The sequence below is a fragment of the Listeria welshimeri serovar 6b str. SLCC5334 genome (genome assembly GCF_000060285.1).
Lineage (GTDB): Bacteria > Bacillota > Bacilli > Lactobacillales > Listeriaceae > Listeria > Listeria welshimeri.
Window position 1 is genome coordinate 72,746 of the sequence record NC_008555.1, and the last position, 25,115, is coordinate 97,860.

General features: G+C 34.4%; 20 protein-coding genes and 1 tRNA gene. 17 read left to right on the forward strand and 4 right to left on the reverse strand.

Going from position 1 to position 25,115, the window contains the following annotated elements; translation table 11 throughout:
• Window positions 1-409 precede the first annotated feature (409 nt).
• On the forward strand, window positions 410-1,258 hold the full coding sequence (locus LWE_RS00370) for a hypothetical protein (protein WP_041176292.1): 849 nt from the start codon (window positions 410-412) through the stop codon (window positions 1,256-1,258).
• A 47-nt stretch (window positions 1,259-1,305) separates the two neighbouring features.
• On the opposite strand, the gene LWE_RS00375 is transcribed toward LWE_RS00370, so the two are convergent.
• Window positions 1,306-1,944, reverse strand: coding sequence for a pentapeptide repeat-containing protein (locus LWE_RS00375; RefSeq protein WP_011700948.1), 639 nt, complete (start codon window positions 1,942-1,944; stop codon window positions 1,306-1,308).
• Between the two features lie 130 nt (window positions 1,945-2,074).
• Between LWE_RS00375 and LWE_RS00380 the strand changes: the two genes are divergently transcribed.
• The 4 genes from LWE_RS00380 to LWE_RS00395 all read left to right on the forward strand — a co-directional run bounded on the left by LWE_RS00380 (window position 2,075) and on the right by LWE_RS00395 (window position 5,380).
• A complete protein-coding gene (locus LWE_RS00380) occupies window positions 2,075-3,031 on the forward strand; it encodes a 2-hydroxyacid dehydrogenase family protein (protein WP_011700949.1) in 957 nt (318 codons plus the stop codon).
• A gap of 86 nt (window positions 3,032-3,117) precedes the next feature.
• A tRNA-Lys gene (locus LWE_RS00385) sits at window positions 3,118-3,190 on the forward strand.
• Between the two features lie 925 nt (window positions 3,191-4,115).
• On the forward strand, window positions 4,116-4,643 hold the full coding sequence (locus tag LWE_RS00390; RefSeq protein ID WP_011700950.1) for a hypothetical protein: 528 nt from the start codon (window positions 4,116-4,118) through the stop codon (window positions 4,641-4,643).
• Between the two features lie 227 nt (window positions 4,644-4,870).
• Window positions 4,871-5,380, forward strand: coding sequence for a hypothetical protein (locus LWE_RS00395; protein ID WP_041176293.1), 510 nt, complete (start codon window positions 4,871-4,873; stop codon window positions 5,378-5,380).
• A gap of 247 nt (window positions 5,381-5,627) precedes the next feature.
• Here LWE_RS00395 and LWE_RS00400 read toward each other — a convergent pair whose 3' ends face one another.
• Window positions 5,628-6,320 (reverse strand): hypothetical protein, encoded by a 693-nt coding sequence (locus LWE_RS00400; RefSeq protein WP_011700952.1) that lies wholly within the window; start codon window positions 6,318-6,320, stop codon window positions 5,628-5,630.
• A gap of 1,177 nt (window positions 6,321-7,497) precedes the next feature.
• On the opposite strand from LWE_RS00400, the gene LWE_RS00405 reads away from it, so the two are divergent.
• The 7 genes from LWE_RS00405 (at window position 7,498) to LWE_RS00435 (ending at window position 18,472) form a co-directional block, all read left to right on the forward strand.
• The gene (locus LWE_RS00405; protein ID WP_011700953.1) at window positions 7,498-13,536 is read left to right on the forward strand and encodes a bacterial Ig-like domain-containing protein; all 6,039 of its coding nucleotides are present in this window, start codon (window positions 7,498-7,500) and stop codon (window positions 13,534-13,536) included.
• A gap of 251 nt (window positions 13,537-13,787) precedes the next feature.
• Window positions 13,788-14,420, forward strand: coding sequence for a cyclic nucleotide-binding domain-containing protein (locus LWE_RS00410; protein WP_011700954.1), 633 nt, complete (start codon window positions 13,788-13,790; stop codon window positions 14,418-14,420).
• A gap of 325 nt (window positions 14,421-14,745) precedes the next feature.
• Window positions 14,746-15,711 (forward strand): mannose/fructose/sorbose PTS transporter subunit IIA, encoded by a 966-nt coding sequence (locus tag LWE_RS00415; RefSeq protein ID WP_011700955.1) that lies wholly within the window; start codon window positions 14,746-14,748, stop codon window positions 15,709-15,711.
• Between the two features lie 23 nt (window positions 15,712-15,734).
• Entirely contained in the window at window positions 15,735-16,541 is an 807-nt protein-coding gene (locus LWE_RS00420) for a PTS mannose/fructose/sorbose transporter subunit IIC (RefSeq protein WP_003724931.1), read from the forward strand.
• A gap of 21 nt (window positions 16,542-16,562) precedes the next feature.
• Window positions 16,563-17,474, forward strand: coding sequence for a PTS system mannose/fructose/sorbose family transporter subunit IID (locus tag LWE_RS00425; RefSeq protein WP_011700956.1), 912 nt, complete (start codon window positions 16,563-16,565; stop codon window positions 17,472-17,474).
• Window positions 17,475-17,599: 125 nt separating this feature from the next.
• Window positions 17,600-17,989, forward strand: coding sequence for a DUF956 family protein (locus tag LWE_RS00430; RefSeq protein WP_011700957.1), 390 nt, complete (start codon window positions 17,600-17,602; stop codon window positions 17,987-17,989).
• Between the two features lie 132 nt (window positions 17,990-18,121).
• Complete coding sequence (locus LWE_RS00435) at window positions 18,122-18,472, forward strand: DUF2200 domain-containing protein (protein ID WP_011700958.1); 351 nt, start codon at window positions 18,122-18,124, stop codon at window positions 18,470-18,472.
• Between the two features lie 42 nt (window positions 18,473-18,514).
• Here LWE_RS00435 and LWE_RS00440 read toward each other — a convergent pair whose 3' ends face one another.
• On the reverse strand, window positions 18,515-20,032 hold the full coding sequence (locus LWE_RS00440; RefSeq protein WP_011700959.1) for a polysaccharide pyruvyl transferase family protein: 1,518 nt from the start codon (window positions 20,030-20,032) through the stop codon (window positions 18,515-18,517).
• 116 nt (window positions 20,033-20,148) lie between these two features.
• Window positions 20,149-20,439: an ArsR/SmtB family transcription factor gene (locus LWE_RS00445; protein ID WP_011700960.1), complete on the reverse strand. Its 291-nt coding sequence runs from the start codon at window positions 20,437-20,439 to the stop codon at window positions 20,149-20,151.
• A gap of 112 nt (window positions 20,440-20,551) precedes the next feature.
• On the opposite strand from LWE_RS00445, the gene LWE_RS00450 reads away from it, so the two are divergent.
• The 5 genes from LWE_RS00450 (at window position 20,552) to chiB (ending at window position 25,077) form a co-directional block, all read left to right on the forward strand.
• Window positions 20,552-20,842, forward strand: coding sequence for a putative quinol monooxygenase (locus LWE_RS00450; protein WP_041176294.1), 291 nt, complete (start codon window positions 20,552-20,554; stop codon window positions 20,840-20,842).
• 13 nt (window positions 20,843-20,855) lie between these two features.
• Window positions 20,856-21,488 (forward strand): nitroreductase family protein, encoded by a 633-nt coding sequence (locus LWE_RS00455; protein WP_011700962.1) that lies wholly within the window; start codon window positions 20,856-20,858, stop codon window positions 21,486-21,488.
• 94 nt (window positions 21,489-21,582) lie between these two features.
• Complete coding sequence (locus LWE_RS00460; protein WP_011700963.1) at window positions 21,583-21,957, forward strand: hypothetical protein; 375 nt, start codon at window positions 21,583-21,585, stop codon at window positions 21,955-21,957.
• A 189-nt stretch (window positions 21,958-22,146) separates the two neighbouring features.
• Entirely contained in the window at window positions 22,147-22,515 is a 369-nt protein-coding gene (locus tag LWE_RS00465) for a hypothetical protein (protein WP_011700964.1), read from the forward strand.
• 291 nt (window positions 22,516-22,806) lie between these two features.
• Entirely contained in the window at window positions 22,807-25,077 is a 2,271-nt protein-coding gene (gene chiB, locus LWE_RS00470) for a chitinase ChiB (RefSeq protein WP_077904696.1), read from the forward strand.
• Window positions 25,078-25,115: the final 38 nt, after the last annotated feature.

A 25,115-nucleotide genomic window follows, 5' to 3' on the forward strand; every position in this document is an offset into this window, starting at 1 on the left:
TAAAGAAGGCGAATACAACAAATCAGGAAGCACACGCTATAACAGCAAACATAAAAACAAATCAAAACCCCATCTAAACCACCCCGAAAAAACTTTAAAAACCCCTCATTTATCATAAACATTGTGAAAAACCTCTCGTTTAGAGAAATTCCGCATTCCATAAAACAATTTATAACAGTGTTTTGGGGGCAGATTATTCGCTGATCTGTCACATTTTATATTGTGAAACTATGATATAATCTTAAGACGTTACCTTATTCACAATGAATAAAAAATGAAGATGGCATTACTATCTGTTCAAATTCGCAATTTGTACGGGTAAATCATTGAGTCGGAGGGAACGGGACAACAAGAATATTTGAAAGCAACTCAAATACTAGAATATGATTATGATGGAGGAAATGACAACATGAAAAAGATAAAAATGGGATTACTAAGCGTCTTTGCACTATTAGTTCTTAGTGGGTGTTCCCAAGAGGCAAGCACTACTTTTTATTTGAATGATGAAGTTTTGACGGGGGATTTAAATAAGGAGAAGGTTATTGCGGCAGCTACGAAATTCGAGATGACTTGTACAGTAATGACCAACCAAATGAATTTGCAAGATGAGGAAACGGTTAGAGTGATATCTACAAAAGAAACAAAGAGCATTTTAGATAGATGGAAAGAAAAAGCGGCTACGGTTAATACACTGGAAACTCCAGAAAATAAAAATTTTGTGATGTTATATGATTATTACCTTAAAAATAGCGAGAAAGTTTCTACTAAAGATTGGGATTATATTTTTGCAGAAGAAACGCCAGAAAATAATACAGACTTATTGGTGGAAAATGGCGAGTTATTTAAAGATAAGAATGGAAAATTAGATCTGATGATGGTGCATATCAATGGATTACTGGCAAAACCGACTGAATTAACGCAAGAAATAAATAGAATTGAATCGTATATCAAGAAAGAAACAATAGAAAATAAAACGCAAAAGGCCCGTCTCTCTACCTATTGTAACTTACTTTTACAAGTACAAAGTGAGAAGGAATTAGCTCGAGGTTTTAATAAATGGGGAAATTTTGCAGTAAATTCAATAGAATATGCGAATGATGCCACAGCAGAATTAAAGGTTTCTTGTCGATATATGACAGAGGACGAATTTGAGAAATATTATAATACTTATGTTAATCCAAATACAGGAAATAAAACAAGATTAGCCGAAGAGTATTTGGATAATAAATTTACTGTAAGTGATGAAAAAGTATCGTAATAATAGAAAAGATGGCTCCGAAGTAACTTGGAACCATCTTTTTTCAATTATTTCACTCGTATTCCAAATAATGGCATTAAAGCAGGAGCATGAGAAAAATCAATGCTCACACCTTTCAAATCTTGAGGCATCGCAGTGATTGACTCAAAAGTACAAGAACTAAGATCTATTCCATTTAAAGCACAATTCAAAAACTGCGCCTTGTTCAGGTCAAGTCGTTCTAAATACGTGTCAACCAGCTGGGCGCCACTAAAATCACTATTCGTATACGCGCCCATTTCAAACGCCACCCACTTTAAATTAGCATAGCGAAAGGCGACATAATCAGCATAACAATCAACAAAAACACAATTTCTCAGTGTAGCATCGCTGAAATTAACACCAATTAATTTGCAATTTTCAAAGCGTACACGATGAATAATTGCGCCCATCAAGTCTAAATTCGACAAATCACAATTTTTAAACACAATATCGGTTAAATTCGCACTCACAAGAGAAACAGAATCAAAAATACATCCATCAAAAAGAATCGTTTCTAAATGAAAATGTTCAAAAATTTCTCCAGTCATTGTTGTTTTTCTAAAGATTTTCTCACTCACTTCACCAACATCTTCAATAAAATATGTATCATTCGGATAAACCGTCAAATCCCCATCAGGAATCCGCGGAGCAGTAATTTTTTTCATTTTTCCGACCTCGCTTCCGTTTTCATTATAACGTATTTTGACTGGAAAAGAAGCGGAAAATCGTTTACCTTTCATAAAAAACGGATTACAATAAATGTAAGATGAAAATGGTATTTGAGGAGTGAACGAGATGAAAGCGAGCGTATTTGTAGCAGGGAAATTACTACCGGAAACGATGAAAGCTCTTGATAAATGGGACGTTAAGGCTTATACCAGTCAAGAAAACATTACAGAAGAGGAGTTAATAAAAAGTGTAACGGAAGTGGATGCAATTATTTGTCCGCTCTCTTCACCAATTACTGCAAAAGTATTGGAATCAGCAAAAAATCTTAAAATTGTAGCAAATATCGGCGCCGGTTTTGATAATATTGATGTAAAAAAAGCGCAGAAACTCGGGATTGCAGTAACAAATACGCCAGATGTATCAACTGAAGCGACGGCAGAACTGACGCTTGGACTAATTTTGGCGGTGGCTCGGAGAATTTCAGAAGGTGACCGTTTGTGTCGTGAAACACCAGAGCAATTTAAAGGCTGGGCGCCAACGTTCTTTTTAGGTACAGAACTAAGGGGTAAAACATTGGGAATTATTGGTTTAGGAAGAATTGGTCAATCCGTGGCAAAACGTGCAGCCGCATTTGGAATGAAAATCATATATTCCGGACACCATCCGAAAGAAGCGGCGAAAGAATGGAATGCCGAGTTCGTGAGTCAAGAAGAATTATTGAAACGTAGCGATGTTGTGACTATTCACGCCGCATACAATCCGAGCTTGAAGCATCTGTTGAACGAAACAACACTAAAAACGATGAAGTCGAGTGCATTTTTGATTAATGCTGCTAGAGGACCTGTTGTAGAAGAAGTTGCACTTATTAATGCGCTGAAAACAGGTATTATCGCGGGTGCTGCGCTTGATGTATTTGAGTTTGAACCTAAAATTGGTCCCGAGTTAGGCAAATTAGATAATGTTGTTTTAACACCGCATATTGGTAACGCAACCGTCGAAACCCGCGCAGAAATGGGGCGCATGGCTATTTCAAATGTGGAAGCAGTTTTAGCAGGAAACAGCCCAATCCATTCTGTTTATTAAGACTAATAAATATAGCCATAGCAAGAAGCTATGGCTGTTTTTTTCTACCAAATAATGGTATAATATTTCTGGTAGAATAGAGCAACGGGTTGTTAGCTCAGTTGGTAGAGCAGCTGACTCTTAATCAGCGGGTCGTGGGTTCGAAACCCTCACAACCCATATTTGAAAACCGCCTAAACAAAGCGTTTAAGCGGTTTTTTGTTTGTGGAATTTTAGTAGGTGTTCATCGGTTTTTATATTTTGGGGCAGATAGAAATAGAAGTTATTTTAACGATTTAAAAGATTGTTATGCTTTTGTCATACCTTTATTGGTATTAAAGAGGCTATTTGCATTAATACTTTAAACGAAGTTAGGTATCTATCAAGCGAATAAGAGTTAACACTATTTAGAAATACGGAACTAAATGGCTCTGCTACTAAAATATAAAGATAAATAGCAATAATTTAGAGCTAGTCGATTACATAAATTTCAACAAAACAGATTATAGTTTTGCGTTCGCAAAAACTAGCAACAAGTCATTGCATCAAAATACAGCGGAACAGCTTCACGGGATATAGTTCTGTTGACTAAAATAAGTTTAAAGCAGAGAAACCGCATAGCCGTGATAGTAATAGCACATACTATACGGATTTATCCTAAGAAAATCCCCCCTATTATAGTTTAATCTATGGCTATTAGTAGACTTCGTATAGAAAAACAAAGAGGAACTAGTTGAATTAATTACATTAGAAGAATATCCAAGGGGTGAAAAAATTGTATTTGTTGAAGCGATTGAAAACAAAATAACTGATAACTCTGCCAAATTATTAGCTCAGTATTTTCAAAATAAGCAGGATATAGAACCAGAATATTTTTTAACTATATGTAAACTTCTATCTAAATACTAAAATCAAGAAGTTTATGATTTATTTCTAAAGGATATTAGCGATGATACAATTAATGATTTTGTGCAAAACATAATTGTTGCGTATTTCAATAAGTATAATTAAAATTGTACTTTCGTAAAAGAAATGAGGATATACTAAAAATGATAAACAATAGAAGATAAAAAAAACTTAAATATAGATACACAAGGAGAATGATATGGGCGATTCAATTGAAAATATATTGATATTGAGTGCAACAATATTAGGTATTAGCTATACAATTATTCAAGTTTATACCTTAGTAATAAGCGTCACTCCAAAAATGGAAGTGTTTATTACCGCGGAAAATAAAAGTAAACTTAGATTGAGTAAATTAATAATTTATTTATTATCATTTTTAGGAATATTATTTTATGCTAGTGAATATAATAGTGTTAGCAGTAATGTAGAAAAAAATGTGTATTTTATTTTTTTACTCTATTTTATAGTTTTTATAATTATTTATTCGGTTGCTCTTTTAATTAAATTTAAATACAATGCATATTATATTTTAAATGGCAGGTTATTTAAATTAAATTTAATTGAAGATGATTTAGTTTTTCTTGTTTCAATGGATTCAAATCAGGAATTGAATATACAAAAAAAAGAAATTTTATTCACAAATAAACATGTTATTCTTAACAAACAAGAATTTAAAAAATATAAGATAAAGCATATGTATTTGTTTGAAGATAAGGAACTCTAGATTTTACTTTTTATTGCCATTAGTAACAGTCCAAATTTCACATCAGAATTATCATGCTAGCAAGATCTATACAATCCTTAATAGTCAAAATATGATTATTTAAAATTGCTACATTGGATAGTAGTCATATCTTTTTAAAGAGTCTAGATATATAATAATGTCATATGAGTAGGGTAGTAGTAAATAAAGGTTAACTTTCATAAAAATGAATTGGAGTGTGGGAATTCTTGCAAACTGTTTTTATTAGTATTGTTACAAGTGCAATAGTGAGTTTTATAGGTGCATGGATTGCTTTTTTTGTTGAAAGAAAAAAACAATTTTTCGCATTGCAAATAAAGGCTCGTGGAGAAATGACTGAGGATTGGAAGATGGCTCATCTAGAGTTATATAAAAATGTTTTAGAATTTAAAAATTATATCGGTCTATTTACTGAAGAGGGTAATGAGTTTAAGAAATCTGAAGATATACAAAACTTCGCTCCTTTGGAAAAATTGAATTCTTTGTACAACTTGATTAATGACAATTCCATTTTCTTTTCGACAGATTTGATTGCAAGTATAGAAACTTTTTTTAATAATAATAATCTTGCTAGTATTGCTTCGGCATACACTGGTAAGAATATGAACGATATACCATTTCCTATTAAATTATTGGATGATTCAATATTTGAATGCAATAAATTGATGAGTAAGATTAAAGCTGAGACAGGTATCTCTCTAATTAGCTTTAAGAAGTAAAGTTTTTAATATTTTAGAAAAAGAGTATTTGGTGAAATTATTGTGAGTTAATTGGGCAATTACTTTAAACAACGATATGAATATTGAATCTTAAAAAAGCTCCTCAAAAGCCTTAGCTGCATCCATAGGTGTATCTTTCAAAACATGTGTATAAATGTTTTTAGTTTAGAAATGAAGATACAAGAATAATGACTTATATTGATTCTGAACCAATCTCCTACATTTAAGTTATTATAAGAAACGATAATCATAGACTTTTTCTTTTTTTAGTATTTGTTGAGATACTTGTATAAACGTAATCATTTTTGTTTAGTTCTTTATAAATTGACTCATAAAGTAATTCATTTAAAAAAGGAAGCAAACTTTTGTTTGTTGACCTTAGTAGGTATGGAAATATTGCTAAAGGGAAAGTTATAATGAAAATAACAACAGTAGGGATAAGCATAGATAAAATTATTTTTGATAGATTTATTCTTTCTTCGATTTGACTAATTAAAAAATAATTCCAAAGTGGATTGAACAAAAAGAATAAGAAGGATATTAATAAAGCAGGGCTATATTTTATTGTTGTTTTACTATCTAGTGATGAAATGATTTGATTCAATAGAGTACTATGAAAAAGCTCTCTTTGAACAAGATCATTTCTTAACTCATAAATTATATAATCTCTCTTTTTTTCGAACCCTAATGAGTGTATGGTTTTTAATTGTAATTTATAGGCTAATAGGAATATAAACAAAAAAATTAATATAAATATAGAAAAAGAAACAAAGTAATTATCAGATCTAGGTTCTATAAATATAGCGAAGGCAAACACTAAAAAAATATAAAGAATTAAAATAGAAATAATTTTAAATTTATATTTTCTTAACATTTCCTGCCCTAAATTATTCAATATTTTAATGTAAATGTCTTTAATTTCTTTTTCTATTGTTAACACCTCTAGGTATTCTGAATGTTGTTAAGAATAATTTTATCATTTATTTAAGTATTGTGCATCTATATACAATCTGTTGGACAGATGTTTTTTCTTCAGTATAGTTAAGAATAAAAGGGTAATAAGCTTGATTAGGTTCACATGATGAAATACACACATAAAAATATATGGACTACCACAATCATTTTAATAGTGCAGATAAAGCGGTTTTATATCTTTTTTCAAGTACACATTTAAGAAGTGCCATGTTAATTTTAAAAATATTATAGATATTGGTTTTATTTCTGGATTCATTGTATATATTCCGAATAGTCCGTTTGAGAATTCAATCATAATAGCTACACAAAAGTTAATTAATGCTATGAAAAAAGAAATTGGAATTGCTTGAAATACATTAGTTTTTTCATGATACAAAAAAAGTCTTATTTATAAGTAATAGATTTATTGAACATAAAAATAGAGTTTTTGTTGTGAATGAGTCGATAGAGGCTCTCTAATAATAATCAATGGGTCGTGGTTTCTAAATCCTCACAACCCATTGAAAAACGTCAATCACATACGTTTCTTATCTTCCTACGCGAATTAACAAACAATTCCCTAAAATATATCTAAACAAAAACGCTTAATTTCGATTTAAGCGTTTTTTCTATCCCGTTAAAAAATATCTAACAAAATTATGAACAAAATAAATAAAAAAATTAATTATAAGTCATTAATTAGCCAAAATTAGAAACAATCTACTTGTTTTCTTTTTTTAAATAATTAAATGACATTAAAACATAAAAAAACTGCGTATTCTAATCAATTTAAGGCTTCAAGTGATTGAGGGATAAGTAAGTTGTATCAACGGTTTTAGCGTTTTGCAATAAAAAATTGTAGTAAATGTTACGAAAAAATGACTTTTTTATATAAAAATCACGTAAATCAGTTGTAATTTAGCATTCGATTTCAGCTTGTTTTCTAAGATAATTAATGGGTATTGTAATTTAGAAAGGATGTGCAATTAATTAAATTATTTTAATTTGAGTTAACACTATTTTAAATATCATAAGTGGTTGGGTTTGTTAACTCTATTGAAAAAAATTTATGTAAATTACCTTTCTGTTTGCAGAGGTATTAAACTTTAACAAAAAATATTCGATTATGAAAATTAAAAATAAGAAAAGGAGAGGAAACTTATATGATAAAAACAACTGTGATTAAACGTTCTTTACTTTTATTTTTAACTACAATAATAGTATTAAGTCAATTGAACCTTGCATCTTTTACGGCACTTGCTGCAGAAACGGATAATGAGATGATTTCTTATGAGGTTCAAAAAGATCTTTCTAGTGATAAAAAGAAAGCAAATCTCAAAATCAAGACGGAACCAAAAGATGATCAAATCGAAATTTTAACGATTGAAACACCTGATGGAAAAATAGTAAAAGGGCAAGAAGCGGAATATACTGCTGAAAAAAACGGTTCGATAGATTTTCTAATCACTTATAAAGAGGTTAATTCAGATAAAGAAACACAAACTTTCACTGCATCTTATGAAGTTAGTGGTATTTCTACTGAAACAGAAGCGACACAGGCGGAGAAAGAATCTCCAACACAAGAAACAACTAATCCAGAAGATAAAACTGCTAAAAGCACATTGAAAAATTTGAAAGCAGAAAACCCCACTGTAACTCTGAGCATACCAGATTATGATAAGACAGCTTGGGCTAATGGAGCTATTAAAGATGTTACTGTTACAACAATATTTAACGATAATACTGTAAATGGCAAGAAAATGAATTTCACTTTGCCAGATGGTATGCGTTTTGTTACTGTTCCAGTCCCATCAAACTATCAAGCGCCAAAAACTGTTGATGCTGGTATATTAAGCACTTTAAGTTCAGGAGATCCATTAGGAAGTGCAATTACCTCTGTAACTGTTCCTAACAAAGAAACCACATATAATAATGGTACTCACGGAACGGTAAGTTATAATTTAAATCCAGGAACTGAAAGAGCTACTTTTACTTTTTCTGTTCGTGTGGATGGAGCTAAGTATTATGGACCGACAGATATAAAAGATCCTATTAAAGTAGAAACTTTCATGGGCGAAGGAACAACACCAGTCGCAACCGCAGAACAAAGTGTTCATGCTGAAGGTAAAAAAGTGGTTGGATATGCGGAACAAGATAGCATCCAAACAATGTTCCGTAACTATTATACGCAAAAAGTTTTACCAGAAGTTTTACCTAGTACAGATGAGGTGGCTTCGTATAACTATACAAAATTCTATTCAGTAATAAACGGTTTGAATCAAGAAGATGCTCGTGGAGCGAAAATTTTTGTTCCCAAAAACGTTACCACTACGCTTTATTATCCAGAAGGTATGGAATATGTGGGAATTGTTAACCAAAGTGGAAACCAAATCACTAGTAACGATAAGCGAACAATTACTCATTATCCAGAGGAAAATAAAGTAGTTATTGATTTTAAACAAATGTACTATAACGGTGTACCTGACACGGTGTACGCTATAAAATATAAAATACCAAAAGGAACGCCAGAAGGTACGTATTCAGCTTCAAAAGTACCTCATGCGGTTATGACAACATATGATGACAAAGTATTTGAATCAGATGCGTTAACTAATATTGCAACTGATTTGACTACACTTGCTGCTATAGATACTTGTAATGTTGTAGAGTCCACTGAGAATAAAATGACGTTAACAACTAATGGTAGAAATATAAATCCCGACAATGAAACATGGGCAGGGAGTATTCTAGTCGGTAATCAAGCCACTGCTGGGGTTAAAACAAATCAAGTTTATAACATTAAATTTGATGATAACTGGCAAGCTTATACTGTTAATTTACCTTTTGATGGTACTATTACAGGCAATAAAGTAACAGATATCCAATATAAAACAAATTTAGATGCAAATTATCGAACGTATAGTGGAACACTTCCGAAGACTAATGGTAACAAGATGGCTCAACTTCAAGCAAGCGCAGTAGGACTTGCAAAGGGTGAGTATTTTACAGAAGTAAAAGCAAATGTTGGTGATTTCTCTGTTGGCTTTATTAATGTAGAAGAATCTGGTTATTTCCGTTCATCATCTACTGCCTCATACGGGATTGTGAAACCCGGTATTAAATCAGTTAAATTTAATGCAAGTATTTGGGATGCAGCAGATGAAGAAAATACAAAAGTTAGTGGAGTTTCCACATATACAGTTGCAAACATCATAACTTCCGCTGCAAATGGTACTGCTAATTTTTATAATGAAAATGGAGTGCAAACAAAAACGGCTCGTGCAGGTGATAAAATTACTACTAGAGCAACATTGCGTTTGTTTGATTATCCATATGGAACAAGAACAGTCCTTAGTAATCCTGAAATATACCTGCGTCAAATAGATGGCACAAGAGTACAACCAACTTCAATAAAACTAACAGATCAGGACGGAAAAGACGTTGATTTTACTATTAAACAAGAAACTGCTAACAATGGAGACAAAGTTTACGTATTAAAAACGACTGATGTTTTAGTAGGCGAGTTTATCGGATATCCGTATAAAACGCAATATTTAAACATTAGTTATGATACTTCGTTTGATGTTACTTTAAATAAAAGCATTCATACGGATATTCAAGAAATGTTAGCGTGGGGCGGGCCAGATGTGACGTCCACATTAGCTTCCAATAAATTCTCGGATGTTGGACTGGATGTTAATAAAAACGGCAAGGATATAGAGAACTTACTTTCTACTAACGCTAGTGCTTTAAGTGTTCCAAAACAAGACACAGTAACGGTAGAAACATTCTTGAATATCGCTGGTGAAGGGGAGAAATCACCTTATGTTGAAGGTGATGATAGTACCGTTTCTTACTTCACGCCAGGCACAGATGCTGATTATACGGTGAAGATTACTAATACTTCTAACGATAGTGCTAGAACTTTTGAGCTCTATATTCCGATTCCAAAAACAGGACAAAATTTTGGATCGAAATTCCAACCAGAAGCATTTAAATGGGATATGAAATTAAATGATGCTGTTCAAATGACAGATTTACAACAGGCACAATTTGATGTTAGTTATACAACAGAAGCGAATGCGGACAATTATGATTCCACTAGTATTTACCAAGATTCTCTTTCAAATTATGAAGATGTCAATATGGTTAGAATTAAAGTTAAAACCCAAATTGCTTCTGGAGAAACACAATCATTTAAGATTCCATTAAGAGTAGATGAAACTTTTGACTCTGCGACAACTGGTAATAAAATTAGTGAACGCGATGTTTATAATCCCTATTATCGTGTTATAACTAATACTTACTCTGGATCTCTATCTGGTACACGAGTAGGTGCAGAACTAGTTATTGTAGAACTAGCTGGTGTATTATTTGATGATAAAAATGTGAATGGTTTATATGAAGAATCAGAAGGTGATAAACCATTAGCTAATGAAACAGTGGCACTATACAAATGGAATAATTCAACTTCAACCTATGAGCCTGCTAAAAATAATGGAGAAAATGTCACTACAAAAACAGACGCTAAAGGAAAATACAAATTTGATTATACTTTAGGCGTTGATTATGGAAATTATGCTGTTAAATTCCCTGACAAAGATGGGTATCAATTTACATTACAAAATGTAGGTGCAGAAAGCGCAATAGATAGTAATCCACCAAATACTGGAACAGACAAAGGTTGGGTTAAGAATATTGATCCAGCACAGCCTTCTGCTCAAAACATCAATGCAGGTTACTTTGCTTACTCCCCAGAACAAGATTTAAAAGTGAACTTAGACAGCAAACTTGTTCAAACAGGAAATAGCTTAGAAGTAACTTTACCAAAAGTAGCATCTACTAGTGGAGAAGCGGCAGAAAACACAATTGAACCAGAATTCTTCCAAAATATTCAAGCAGCAACAGATGGCTACAAATGGTCAACTGCAAATACTGGCATTGCTACTGTACAAACACTAAGTGATGGTTCTGGCGCAATTGTCGGTGGCTCAACAAATGGTAAAACATTAGCAGCAACAGATCTAAACGTTGAAATTCAAGATATATTTGGCACTAAAAAAACTTCTACTGCACCAGTTTATGTGAAAACAGCAGATGGTAAAGTAGTACAGGAAAACCAGTTCACTCTAGGTGCGACAGATTTCTCACTAGAATTTAAAGATGCTCAAAAACTGACGGAAGCAGAAGCACTTGATTTAGCTAAAACAGCTGCTTTTGAAGAAGTTAAAAATGGCGTGAATTCAAGTGCGCAAGCTGTTACAGTGCAAGTGGATTCAACCCAATTAAGTGCTATTCAAAATAGTTCCAAAACTGGCGGAACCTATCCGTTAACTTATAAAGTAACTAAAGATGGCAAAGAGGCAGAAGTTACGATTCAAGTAACAGTAGCAGAAGATTTGACTACCGTTAATGCCCATGACTCCACTATTTATGTAGGAGATAGTTGGACAGCAGAAGATAACTTTGATAGTGCTTTAGACAAAGAAGGTAATTCTGTAGACTTTAAAGATGTGCAAGTTACAGGTACCGTAGATACTAACACAGTAGGAACCTATCCAATAACTTACACATATAATGGAGTTTCCACAACTGTTAATGTCATGGTAAAAGCAATTATGACAGCTGTGAACGCCCATGATTCCACTATCTACACAACTGATAGCTGGACACCAGCAGATAACTTTGATAGTGCAATGGATAAAGATGGTAATCCAGTAGAATTAGCAGACGTTACTGTTACAGGAACTGTTGATACAAAACAACCTGGAACTTATCCTGTCACTTACTATTATCAAGGGGCTTCCACTACTATTACAGTTACTGTGAAAGAAAATAAAGAAGGTATCAATGCGCACGATTCTTCTATTTATGCAGGTGATAATTGGACTGCAGAAGATAATTTTGATAATGCAGTAGACAAAGATGGTAATCCTGTTCAATTTGAAGATGTAAAAGTAACTGAAAATCCAACTGTGGATACAAATAAACCAGGAGCATACAAAGTCACTTATAGTTATGATGGAGCTTCTAAAACAATTACCCTTACTGTAAAAGAAGTTAAAACAGCAGTAAATGCGCATGATTCCGTTGTTTATTTAGATGAAGCATGGACTGCAGAAGATAATTTTGACAGTGCTCGTGATAAAGATGGTAATCCAGTTGCGTTTGCGGATGTTCAAGTAACCGGAACAGTGGACACAAGCAAAGCAGGAACATATCCAATCACTTATACGTACGATAATGTTTCTACTACTGTTCAAGTTAAAGTTGAAAATCCGAAAACAGCAGTAATTGCACACGATTCTATCATTTATACAGGTGATGAATGGACTGCAGAAGACAACTTTGATAAAGCTGTAGATAAAGCTGGAAATCCAGTATCATTTAAAGATATTACGGTAAAAGAGTCTCCAGAAGTTGATCCAAATACACCAGGCGAATACACTGTGACATATAGTTATGAAGGTGTGTCCACAACCATTCAAGTAACTGTCAAAACAAGAGAAACTTCAGTGAATGCACATGACAGCACAATTTACGCGGGTGAAGAATGGAATGCTAAAGATAACTTCGATGGCGCAACAGATAAAAAAGGAGATAAAGTTTCATTTGCGGATGTTACTGTAAGTGGAACGGTTGACAGCAAAACACCAGGCACTTATGAAGTAAGTTATCTTTATGACGGCGTAAAAGCTGTAGCTCATATCACAGTTCTCAAAAATAATGCTGAAATTATTGTACAAGACAGCACTATTACAACTGGTGAAAAATGGGAAGCTAAAGATAATTTTGTTCGTGCAACATCAAGGGATGGCCAATCTATTCCATTCTCAAAAGTAAAAGTAAGTGGCACTGTTAATACTGAAAAAGCAGGCACATACAAAGTGAAATATACAATTGATCCGAACGAAGGGACCTCTGATGCTGGTAAAGAACAATTATCAGTAACAGCAACTATTAAAGTAGTTGATCAAAAAGTAACGCCTAATAACCCTTCAAATGGTGGTAACAATAACGATAAAGATGGTAACATTAAGATTTCTAGCAACAAACAACATACAGCAACATACAACGATGCAAAACCTATCCCAAAAACTGGAGATCAAAGTAATCCATGGGTAATCTGGTTAGGTATTGGCTTAATAGGATTAGGTGTGTTACTGTGGTTAACTACAAAAAGAAAAAAGAAACATGATTAATTAAGCAAAATAAATGAAGAATGGATAGGATATGTTGCACTTGTGACATATCCTATCTTCTTTGTAAACAGAAAATCACACAAGAAAAAATCATATAGAACTTAAATGTAATGGTTATAAGTTGATAATAATGTTAAATTAGTACTTTTATAGGAAATTTTCATTATATTTTCATAATCAAGTTCTATACTTAAGTTAAATTCTTAATCAACCTATTGATATAACAAAATTGGATGAAGGGAAGTAAGGAAATGACTTTTTTAGAGCTCCATCAATTTATCAAACAAGATTTATTGATTTATTCATGGATTTTAAACAACTTCTGTCTCACTCAACATAAATTAGAAGTGGGTATGGAGCTAGTTATGAATAACGAACAAGTAATTATTATGGAAAAAGGATTATTGGCACAAGAAAGTATTGAAAGCAAAACCATTATTCACCGTATTTTCGAAGACCAAAGAATCATTTTTAATACAGAAGGAAATCTATCGTTAACTGCACTAGAAGATACGACTTATAGAATAGTTGATAAAAAAGATTTGCTTGATGAATTAGATAGTCAAAAATTATTGCCACATTTTCTATTGCAAATAGCAGAAGATTTTGAGCAAGATTTAGAACAAGAAAGAAAATTGATGTCAGCAAATTCAGAAGAACGAATAGAATTAATTTTAACAAAAATTATTGATCGACATCAGTTAGATTCAGTGACCAACCCAACATTTCCAAAATGGTTAAAAATATATGTGCTCGCAAGATTAGCAAAATGTTCTGTATCAACAACTTCTATTGTAGTAAATGAATTAGCGCAAAAAGGAGTTATTAATGTCAAAACAACTCCATGGCAATTGGTTGAGAATTCGCAAATTTCGTGTGCCTAGTGAATTTAGAAACTATGCTAATAAAAAACATTTTCACATATGAAGTTATAAATAGTGTAAAAAAACTACTTAAAAATAAATTTAAGTAGTTTTTTTTACGTTGTTGTCGTTTAAAAATAAATTTATTGGATATTTTTAAATACACTAGTTATATTAGATGGGCTATCTGTATCAACCGACGATACACTAGCTATTTTGGAATTAATATTGTTTTTTTAAACGTTGATATGAAAGGGTTTTAAGGACAATACATATAAATTGGCACAGAACTTGCATTATAATAAGCGGGTAGCAAAATAAATGAATTATATTAGGAGGGAAAAAGATGGTAGGAATTATCCTCGCAACTCACGGTGAATTTGCTGAAGGTATTTTGCAGTCCGGAACAATGATTTTCGGCGAGCAAGAAAACGTTAAAGCAATCACTTTGATGCCAAGCGAAGGTCCAGAAGACATCAAAGCCAAGATGGAAGCTGCAATAGCGTCCTTTGACAGCCAAGATGAAGTTTTATTCTTAGTGGATCTTTGGGGAGGCACACCATTCAATCAAGCAAACGGTCTTTATGAACTACATAAAGATAAGTGGGCAATCGTAGCAGGACTTAACTTGCCAATGCTGATTGAAGCTTTCTCATCACGTTTTACAATGGAAAGCGCGCACGAAATCGCAGCAAATATTCTTGCGCCAGCTCAAGAAGGTGTCCGCGTTAAACCGGAAGAACTACAACCGCAAGTAACAGCTACTGAACAACCACAAGCAGAAATCGCTGCAGTTGGTGATGGCAAAATTGAATTCGTTCTAACTCGTGTTGATTCTCGTCTATTACATGGTCAAGTAGCCACTGCATGGACAAAAGCAACACACCCAACAAGAATTATCGTCGTTTCAGATGCAGTTGCAAAAGACGATCTTCGTAAAAAATTAATCGAACAAGCTGCACCACCAGGAGTAAAAGCTAATGTTATCCCAGTCCAAAAAATGATTGAGATTTCAAAAGATCCACGTTTCGGCAATACAAAAGCACTTTTATTATTTGAAAATCCTCAAGATGTTTTACGCGCAATTGAAGGTGGCGTAGAAATCGAAAAAGTAAACGTTGGTTCCATGGCTCACTCAGTTGGTAAAGTTGTTGTTAGTAAAGTACTTTCCATGGGGAAAGATGATGTTGCAACCTTTGAAAAATTAAAAGAAAAAGGCGTTAAATTCGATGTGCGTAAAGTCCCTAATGATTCAAGCGCAAACATGGATGACATCATCAAAAAAGCAAAAAATGAATTAAAGACACAATAAAAAATTAAAATAGGAGGTTTATTATGTCTGTCATATCAATAATTTTAGTAGTACTTATTGCATTTTTAGCAGGTATTGAAGGAATTTTAGATGAATTTCAGTTCCATCAGCCATTAATCGCATGTACATTAATTGGTCTTGTAACAGGTAACTTAACAGCATGTATCATCCTTGGCGGAACACTACAAATGATCGCACTTGGATGGGCAAACATCGGAGCAGCCGTAGCACCAGATGCCGCGCTTGCCTCAGTAGCTTCAGCAATTATATTAGTTTTAGGTGGACAAGGGGTAGCAGGTATTCCGTCCGCAATCGCAATTGCAATTCCACTTGCAGTAGCAGGTCTTTTCTTAACAATGATCGTTCGTACATTGGCAGTTCCAATTGTTCACTTGATGGACAGAGCCGCTGAAAAAGGGAATATACGCAGCGTAGAGTGGTTACATATTTCAGCAATTTGTATGCAAGGTATTCGTATCGCAATTCCAGCAGCAGCACTTTTATTCATTCCAGCAGACAGCGTTCAATCTTTCTTAGAAGCAATGCCAGCTTGGTTAACAGATGGTATGGCTATCGGTGGAGGAATGGTAGTTGCCGTTGGTTATGCACTTGTTATTAACATGATGGCTACTAAAGAAGTATGGCCGTTCTTCGTAATCGGTTTCGTAGTAGCTGCAATTTCTCAATTAACACTTATCGCAATTGGTGCTCTAGGTGTTGCACTTGCTCTTATTTACCTTAACCTTTCTAAAATGGGTGGAGGTAACTCAAACGGCGGTGGAGGCGGAAACTCACGCGATCCACTTGGCGATATATTAAACGACTATTAATAAAAAAAGGAGGAGAATAGAATGGCAGAAAAAATCGAATTAACAAAAAGAGACCGTCTACGTGTAGCATGGCGCTCTACGTTCATTCAAGGTTCATGGAACTACGAACGTATGCAAAATGGTGGCTGGGCATTCTCTATGATTCCCGCTATTAAAAAATTATATAAAAGTAAAGAAGATCGTTCTGCGGCGCTAAAACGTCATTTAGAATTCTTTAATACACATCCATATATTGCATCTCCAATTCTTGGGGTAACGCTTGCGCTTGAAGAAGAACGTGCAAATGGTGCAGAAGTTGATGATGTAGCAATTCAAGGGGTTAAAGTTGGTATGATGGGACCTCTTGCTGGTGTTGGTGATCCAGTATTCTGGTTTACAATTCGTCCAATGTTAGGAGCATTAGGTGCTTCTCTTGCCTTGAGTGGAAACATTCTTGGACCTATCTTATTCTTTGTTGCTTGGAACGTAATTCGTTGGGGCTTCATGTGGTATACACAAGAATTCGGCTATAAAGCTGGTTCTAAAATCACTGATGACCTTTCTGGTGGATTATTACAAGACATTACAAAAGGTGCCTCGATACTCGGGATGTTCGTCCTCGCCGCCTTGGTGCAGAGATGGGTAAATATCCAGTTTGCTCCGATTGTCTCGAAAGTTAAATTAGATGAAGGTGCTTATATTGATTGGAGTCATCTTCCACAAGGCGCTCAAGGAATTAAAACTGCTTTAGAACAACAACAAGCAGGATTAGCTCTTTCTGAAATTAAAGTAACAACTTTGCAAAATAACTTGGATAACTTAATCCCAGGACTTGCAGCAGTAGCTCTTACATTCTTATGTATGTGGTTACTTAAGAAAAAAATCAGCCCAATTATCATCATTCTAGGTCTATTCGTAGTTGGTATTGGTGGTCACTTAATCGGGCTTCTGTAAAATAAGCTGATCGAAAAGAGGCTGGGGCAAAATTCACCTAGTCTCTTTTCGTTTAGATATATGACACAGATAACCGAATACGGTATAATAAACAAAACAAGCGAAAAGAAATGGAGCGAATACAGTTGGTTCAATCGATTAATACAAAGGTAGACTTAACAATAGATGCCACTGCGTATACTGGACTTACAGATTACGGTAAAATTATGATTGGCGATAAAGGTTTTGAATTTTTCAACTCACGTGATGTGCGTAAATTCGTCCAAATTCCTTGGGAAGAAGTAGATCAAGTTATAGTATCAGTTATGCTAAAAGGCAAGTGGATTCCTCGCTATGCCATCAAAACAAAGCGCAACGGTACCTATACATTTGCTTCTAAAAAGCCTAAAGATGTTTTACGTAAGATAAGAGTTTATGTCGACCCAGCTAATATGGTGAGTTCGCTAAGTTTCTTTGATGTTATGAAGCGCTCGTTTCGGTCGATTTTTAGCAAGAAGAAAAACAAAAATAAATAAGTCGATTTATACCGAAAAGTTTCAATGGATGTCTGTCTGTTGGAGCTTTTTTCATACATAATAATTGAACAAACGATGCAATTTGATACAATAGAAAGTGAAATCGCAAGTAAATGAAGGAGGAACAGCAACATGAAAAAACCAAGAATTTACACAATGTCTTTCGCTAGTGTATACCCTCTGTACATCCAAAAAGTGGAGAAAAAAGGGCGCATAAAAGAAGAAGTAGACGAAATTATTTTCTGGTTAACAGGTTATAATGAAGATTCCTTACAACAAGTCATAGATAAAGAAATTGATTTTGAAACATTTTTCGAACAAGCTCCAAAAATGAATCCTAATGCGTCACTCATTACCGGAGTGATTTGCGGCTACCGAGTGGAAGAAATTGAAGATAAACTTATGCAACAAATACGTTATCTAGATAAATTAATTGATGAACTTGCTAAGGGGAAAAAGATGGAGAAAATATTAAGGAAATAAGTGAAAAAGCCTCCCGAGAAATCAGGTGGCTTTTTTCATAAATTATTTTTTAGTGATTTTATGTTTAGCCATTGCTAGTGAATTTGCGACTTTTAAAGTTAGTTTTATGGATTTTCGGTTTAGTGTTCCTTGATAGTACTTAATTTTATCATTCATTTCATGATTTTTATTGATTGTAAGTTGTAATTTTTGTTTGGTTTCTTTAAGGTCATTTTTCAGATGATTGTTCTGTTGTTGGAATTCGCTTATTTTTAGTTGGTTTTGTTTGTTTTGTTCTGAGGTTGTTTTTTTTAAATCTTTTAGTTGATTATTTACAAGATTGACACGGTATTTTGTGCTAAAATCATGTCTTTCTTTTAAAAGATTAGCCGAGGTTTTGATTCGGTTTAACATTTCTGAAGAGTTTAATTTCGTGATGGGATCGGGGCTTGTTGGGAAATCAATAGCTTGGATAAGTTCATCCATAGGAGCAACTTTTCTGTTTTTATCATGTTTGAAAATATGCTCGAGGCCATTTATATCTAAAAAATCGATATAGTTATCAAAATTGCGCGCTTGCACTTTTTCGGCGGATTTTAGGTTCACTCTGTTTAGTAATTCTTGAATATCGCTAATATCCTTTAAGTCATCTATGGTGACATGGGTAAGCGCGTGATAAGAAGCGAGTTCGCGCATTCTAGCATCTTGTACAAAAGATATATTTGGTGTCCCGACTAAAGTAGGAATGACGTTCCCGTGTAAACGAGAACCAATGCTAAAATCAATATTTCTCATATATTCATACCAATTCGGCATGTTCGTAAAATATTTTACACGACCTTCTTGATAGTATTTATGTTCGATATTTGTAGGATAACCTTCCATATTACTAATAATATCTGGGCCACCCGCAAACATTAAGTGGAATTCATCTAGATGTTGAGGAATGAAGTTGTAATTTTTGTATGTAGGAATTAGATTGTTTAAGAATTGAATAGCAATTTCTGAAGAGGTAGGAGATGCATTGATAGCAATAGGGGATTGCTCTGTTAGGTGAAGATCTCTTATTTTTATTTCTCGTCCGAAAGTATAAAGAGAAGGACAACCAATTACTCTGTAGTCGATACCCTCGTTAAAGCCAAGTTTTTTTAAGTAATCTGCAGTAATTTGTCCGCGAACCCCAATCTGGGTAGATTTTTCTAAGACTGCCTTAACAAAATTGGTGACATCTTCATCAAAAGCAAAGCCTTCATCTAGCTGCGGTTCATAATTTGCTCTCAAACCAACCCCGGTCACTATAACTGGAATTTTCAATTTGCGAATGAGTGCTGTGTAGTTGCGGAGTGCGGGCCTAAAGTCATCTCGGAAAGCATCTGCTAACGGTATAACATAGACATCATAATTTTCATTAATCTTTTCTGCTAAATTAGGGTTAGATGATAATCCATCTGCATGAATTTCTACATCGTCGTTCCATAAAGCTCGATATATACTGTATTGATAAGCAAGATTACCATTGTTAAATCCAGTTCGATCTTTTAAGTAAATGTCTTCAGGTGTATAAATATTTGTAGGCCGCATACCGGACCTAATAAGTATTTTTTTCACTAAAAAATCACGTCCTTAAGTAACTTAATAACTAGAGTATAACAAACTATTATCTTAGTTAACAATTTTTAGGGTGAAGATTTATAATATTAATTGTCGTTTTTACATGTATCAAAGAAATAGCCGATTTCCTTAACTAGTTCTTCATTAACAGAATAAATATGGGTTGTTCCTTCCTTTCTTACATTTATCAATTGGGCTTCTTTAAGCAATTTAATGTGATGTGACATGGTGGACTTGGAAATATTGTAAGTCGTCCCAGAGAAGCGCTTCTCTTTCTTTTTAAGGAGGCATAGAAAAATATCAAGACGAATTGGGTCGCTTAGGGCTTGGAAAATTAATAATAAATCTGATTTTGATAGCTCATTTAACTTTTTCATATAAATATCATATCATAACTTACATTTTAATTGCGCGAAACTTGCTGTTATGTTATATTATGTTAGTTCGAAATTAATCGAACTATAAAAACCTGAAAGAAGTTGTGGAGAAATGTTGCATATTGAAGCCAAAATGACGATAAAAAAAGAGCAAACGGAAGCTTTTTTACAAGCGGTGAAAGAAGTTATTGCTGCGTCACAAAAAGAAGCAGGAAATCATGGTTATGAATTAGTACAATCTACAGAAAATGAAACAGTTTTTTATATGTTAGAAAAATGGGCTGATATGGAAGCCGTTCAACAACATAATGAAAGCGAGCATTTTAAGGATTTCCAGAAAGTCGCTGTCAATTTTGTTGCTAAACCACTTGAAATAGCAGTTTTAACGCCACTTGCGCGATAAGGAGGAAAATAATATGACATACTTAAATAATGATTTTGAAGACTTAATGAAAAACCGCCGTTCGATTCGAGAATATGATGAAACGGTAAAAATTAGCCAAGAAGAAATGAGTGCCATTTTGGAGGATGCGGTAACTGCTCCTTCTTCTGTAAACATGCAACCATGGCGTTTTGTTGTAGTGGAAAGTGATGCAGGCAAAGAAAAATTAAGCTCGCTAGTTCGCTTTAATACACGTCAAAACGAATCTTCTTCCGCGATGATTTTGATTTTCGGAGACTTACAAAACTTTGAAAACGGGGAAAAAATATACGGGGAATCAGTAGAACGTGGTTTGATGCCTGCCGAAGTAAAAGAGCAACAAATGGCAAAATTAAGCCAGTATTTTGAAACAATCCCTCGTTCAGAAGCAGAACGAGTGGTGTTAATTGATGGTGGGATTGTTGCAATGCAATTAATGCTAGTCGCTCGTGCCCATGGTTATGATACAAATCCAATTGGTGGTTTTGAACGCACAGAAGTTACAGAAGCTTTTGGTATGGACCCCGAACGCTATGTTCCAATAATGATTGTATCCATCGGAAAAGCTAAGAGTTCCGGATATCAATCTTACCGTTTGCCAATTACGGACGTAACAACTTTCGCTTAAAAAATGGAGGCAAGGAAATAGCTTATATTTCCTTGTTCTTTTTTTATTTCTTGGTATAATTAAGGTAACATAGAGCCAAGGAGGAGAAGCAACTATGACAATCAAAATAACTCGAAAAACAGGTATTGGCGGCGGGATTACTCCAGTGAACATTAAGATTAATAATGAAGAGGTTGTGAAGTTAAACAATCACCAATCACACTTTTTTATGCCTAAAATAGAGAAAACAAAGGTTCGAGCAAATGATTGGTTTTTTGGAAGTAAGGAAACAATTCTGGAGAACAGTAATGATGTCGTTGTGCGGATTAATCGTAAGGCACTAATATTAAATTATTCAATGCTTCCGTTTATTTTTTGGGGTTTAGTAATGACTAATGTGGTTTCTACGATTATTGGTTTGGTACTTTGTTTGGCATCAATCTTTTATGGACGAAAGCATTGGTTTGAATTTGTGATAACAAAAAAATAAGTAATTGATAGTATGGACTAAGTGTTCATACTATTTTTATTTGTAAGAAAAAAAGCGAAATGGTAGCTGTATTGATAAATTATTCACAAAATAAAATTAATTTCCTTAAAACCTTTGTTTAAAGCCATTTTATCACGTATAATCTACTATGATAGCTGAATATACAGAAACTGAGGAGGAAGACAACTTATGACTATCAAAATAACACGCAAAACGGGATTGATGGGAGCGACTGTTCCTGTAAAACTTATTGTAGATGGAGAGGAAAGCATCAATTTGGGTAGTGGAAAATCACATACTTTTAAAGCTGATAAAATGGAAGTAAAAGCTACTCAATTTGGTTTTCAGAGCCAGAAAGAAAAAATAGAAGAGAGTGGCGAATTTTTCATTAAAATTAATGCAAATATGATGATATTGTTTATTATTATGATAATCTGTGTGTGCATTGGCGCAATCTTAAATGTTTATATACTTTCGATTATCGGATTTATAGGTGGAATTGGCGCGCTTATCTATGGCAGGAATAATTGGTTTCAAATTGTGAAGTCTGACGAATAAAATAAAAGTAGATAGTATGAGCCAAGTGCTCGTACTATTTTTTTATCTGTGTAAATGGAAATTCTATGTGTGTAGTTTAAAAATAGCGCCTAAACCGCATAATGATAACGCTTTCTTTTGGCATGATAATTGCATGTTATACAATTGCTCAGAATGAATCTTTCGTTGGAAGGAGGAACTTAGAGAAAAGTAACATTCTGGCAACCACACTATTAGGGGTATAGAGACAAACGAGAACTACCGGAATGAGGTTTATAAATCAAAAATCGGGGTGAAGAGATGAATAAAAAGATGAAAAAGCTTTTTAGTATTACTTCTGTTGTGTTGTTAGTTTTATCGTTAGTGGTTGTTTCGATTGGTACAGCGCCAAAACGGGCGAAAGCGGCTGAAAATGTGCCACAGTATCGAAATGTGATGTATTATGGTGATTGGTCGATTTGGGGAGGAGAAGGGAATTTTTATCCGAAAGATATTCCAGCTGATCAATTAACACACTTGAATTTTGCTTTCCTGGATTTTAATAGTAATGGAGATTTAGTTTTTACTGATAAAGATGCTGCTGTTGGAGCGCCTGTTGGACAAGAGGGAGTTCAATGGGGCGGAGCGAATGCTGGAGTTTTGAATGCGATTCAAGATTTGCGCGCTCAAAATCCGAATTTGAAAATAGGGGTTTCTGTTGGAGGCTGGTCTAAGTCGGGAGATTTCTCTACGGTTGCAGCAGATCCAACAAAACGAGCTAATTTTGTGAAAAATGTGATGAAATTTGTGAAGTATACCAATATGGATTTTGTTGATTTGGACTGGGAATATCCTGCTTCGGTGCGGGATGCTGATCTTGTTGATAATAAAAACGATGAAGGCACGCCAAATGCAAAACCTGCGGATAAACAAAACTTTATTACGCTTTTACAAGATTTAAGAACTGCTTTGGATAAACAAGGTGTGGAAATTAAAAAGAAATACGAACTGTCGGTTGCTTTACCAGCTGCTAAATCTACTTTAGAAAATGGGATTGATGTAGCGAATCTGTTTAAAGTAGTTGATTTTGCGAATGTGATGACGTATGACTTAAATGGTGCTTGGACACCGAATAGTGCGCATCATACAGCGCTTTACGGCAATCCGAAAGATCCGAATTATGACAGCGGTTTTTCTGTTGACCAAACCGTAAAATACTTAAAAGACAAGGGAGCAGTTTCGAATAAAATTGTTGTGGGGGCAGCATTTTATACTCGGGGCTGGAATAAAGTAGCTGCTGGAACGGATACGGCATTGCCAGGACTTTTCCAAGCTGCTGAGAAAACGAATAAAGATGCGGATGGCTCGCTTACTTATGGGGCAAATAACGAAAATCCAATTAAAACTGGTGATGGGGGCCGTGCTGGTGGTGTTTGGGCGTACAGAAGTATCGATGCCTTAAAAGCTAAAACCCCAACGTTGAAAGAGTATTGGGATGACACTGCCAAAGCGCCGTATCTTTATAGTAAGGAAACTGGGGAGTTTTACACATATGATAATACGCGTTCCATTGGCTATAAGGCACAATATGTAAAAGATAACAATCTTGGTGGAATGATTTCATGGATGCAGTCGCAGGACAAAACAACGACTTCGACTAAGCGTGATGAACTTACAAAAGCGATTAAATCAGGATTATTTGGCACAAGCGCTATCCCGCAAAACACAATTACGTATGCAAATTTAAATGTGGTAGCAACGGTTAAACCTTATAGCGAAAATGGGGTTGGTTACGAAATTACGATTACCAATAATGAAAAAGCGGATGAAACCAATGAAGTATTGAAATCAACAGAGCTATCTTTTGAAACAGTAAAATTACCGAAGTTTTATATTCCTGTCAAAGCGGGCGAAACATTAACTGCTGGAGACTTTAAAGCAGGTACGGTTACTACTTCAGGTGGCAATACAATAGTTGATTTAGCTTCTGTATATGATGCTCAGCAAATTCCGCAAGGCGCATCCTATACATTCCGTTTGAAATCGAGTGCATCTAGTGTGGATGTAAACAATATTTCTAAAATTGATTTAACACAGCGGATGGTAAAATCAAGTGTCGAATTTGGGAAACAAACTATTTTTGGTGGTGGAAGTGTTGTACCAGATCCAAGTGACACAGAAGCACCAACAGTACCAAAAGCACTTGCATCTTCTAATGTAACTGATAAAGCTGCTACGTTAACATGGACGGCTTCTACAGACAATAAAGCGGTGGCAGGATATAAAGTGTATCGAAATGGGACAGAGGTTGGTTCGGTTTCGGGAACTACTTTTACAGATAGTGGTTTAACTGCAAAAACAGCGTACACATATACAGTAAAAGCTTATGATGCGGTGGGAAATTTCTCGGCGGCAAGCTCTGCCTTAACTGTTACAACGCTTGACGTGGCAACACCACCAGCAACGCCAGCATGGGACACTGCAAAAACCTACAATAAGGGAGATAGGGTTTCGTACAAAGGGAAAACATATGAAGCACAGTGGTGGACTCAAGGAAATGAACCAGGAGCTGAAGAGTGGGGTCCTTGGTTACTGGTTAATTAACAAATAATGGGATAACAGAGATCCGAAATGGGTCTCTG

What these genes read in the sequence shown, in the direction of transcription:
- LWE_RS00465 (WP_011700964.1), top strand. Translation starts at nt 22,147, where the DNA reads ATGACTATCAAAATAACACGCAAAACGGGATTGATGGGAGCGACTGTT.
- LWE_RS00380 (WP_011700949.1), top strand. Translation starts at nt 2,075, where the DNA reads ATGAAAGCGAGCGTATTTGTAGCAGGGAAATTACTACCGGAAACGATG.
- LWE_RS00420 (WP_003724931.1), top strand. Translation starts at nt 15,735, where the DNA reads ATGTCTGTCATATCAATAATTTTAGTAGTACTTATTGCATTTTTAGCA.
- LWE_RS00435 (WP_011700958.1), top strand. Translation starts at nt 18,122, where the DNA reads ATGAAAAAACCAAGAATTTACACAATGTCTTTCGCTAGTGTATACCCT.
- chiB (WP_077904696.1), top strand. Translation starts at nt 22,807, where the DNA reads ATGAAAAAGCTTTTTAGTATTACTTCTGTTGTGTTGTTAGTTTTATCG.
- LWE_RS00450 (WP_041176294.1), top strand. Translation starts at nt 20,552, where the DNA reads ATGTTGCATATTGAAGCCAAAATGACGATAAAAAAAGAGCAAACGGAA.
- LWE_RS00390 (WP_011700950.1), top strand. Translation starts at nt 4,116, where the DNA reads ATGGGCGATTCAATTGAAAATATATTGATATTGAGTGCAACAATATTA.
- LWE_RS00415 (WP_011700955.1), top strand. Translation starts at nt 14,746, where the DNA reads ATGGTAGGAATTATCCTCGCAACTCACGGTGAATTTGCTGAAGGTATT.
- LWE_RS00405 (WP_011700953.1), top strand. Translation starts at nt 7,498, where the DNA reads ATGATAAAAACAACTGTGATTAAACGTTCTTTACTTTTATTTTTAACT.
- LWE_RS00445 (WP_011700960.1), bottom strand. Translation starts at nt 20,439, where the DNA reads ATGAAAAAGTTAAATGAGCTATCAAAATCAGATTTATTATTAATTTTC.
- LWE_RS00425 (WP_011700956.1), top strand. Translation starts at nt 16,563, where the DNA reads ATGGCAGAAAAAATCGAATTAACAAAAAGAGACCGTCTACGTGTAGCA.
- LWE_RS00370 (WP_041176292.1), top strand. Translation starts at nt 410, where the DNA reads ATGAAAAAGATAAAAATGGGATTACTAAGCGTCTTTGCACTATTAGTT.
- LWE_RS00375 (WP_011700948.1), bottom strand. Translation starts at nt 1,944, where the DNA reads ATGAAAAAAATTACTGCTCCGCGGATTCCTGATGGGGATTTGACGGTT.
- LWE_RS00440 (WP_011700959.1), bottom strand. Translation starts at nt 20,032, where the DNA reads ATGCGGCCTACAAATATTTATACACCTGAAGACATTTACTTAAAAGAT.
- LWE_RS00460 (WP_011700963.1), top strand. Translation starts at nt 21,583, where the DNA reads ATGACAATCAAAATAACTCGAAAAACAGGTATTGGCGGCGGGATTACT.
- LWE_RS00455 (WP_011700962.1), top strand. Translation starts at nt 20,856, where the DNA reads ATGACATACTTAAATAATGATTTTGAAGACTTAATGAAAAACCGCCGT.
- LWE_RS00410 (WP_011700954.1), top strand. Translation starts at nt 13,788, where the DNA reads ATGACTTTTTTAGAGCTCCATCAATTTATCAAACAAGATTTATTGATT.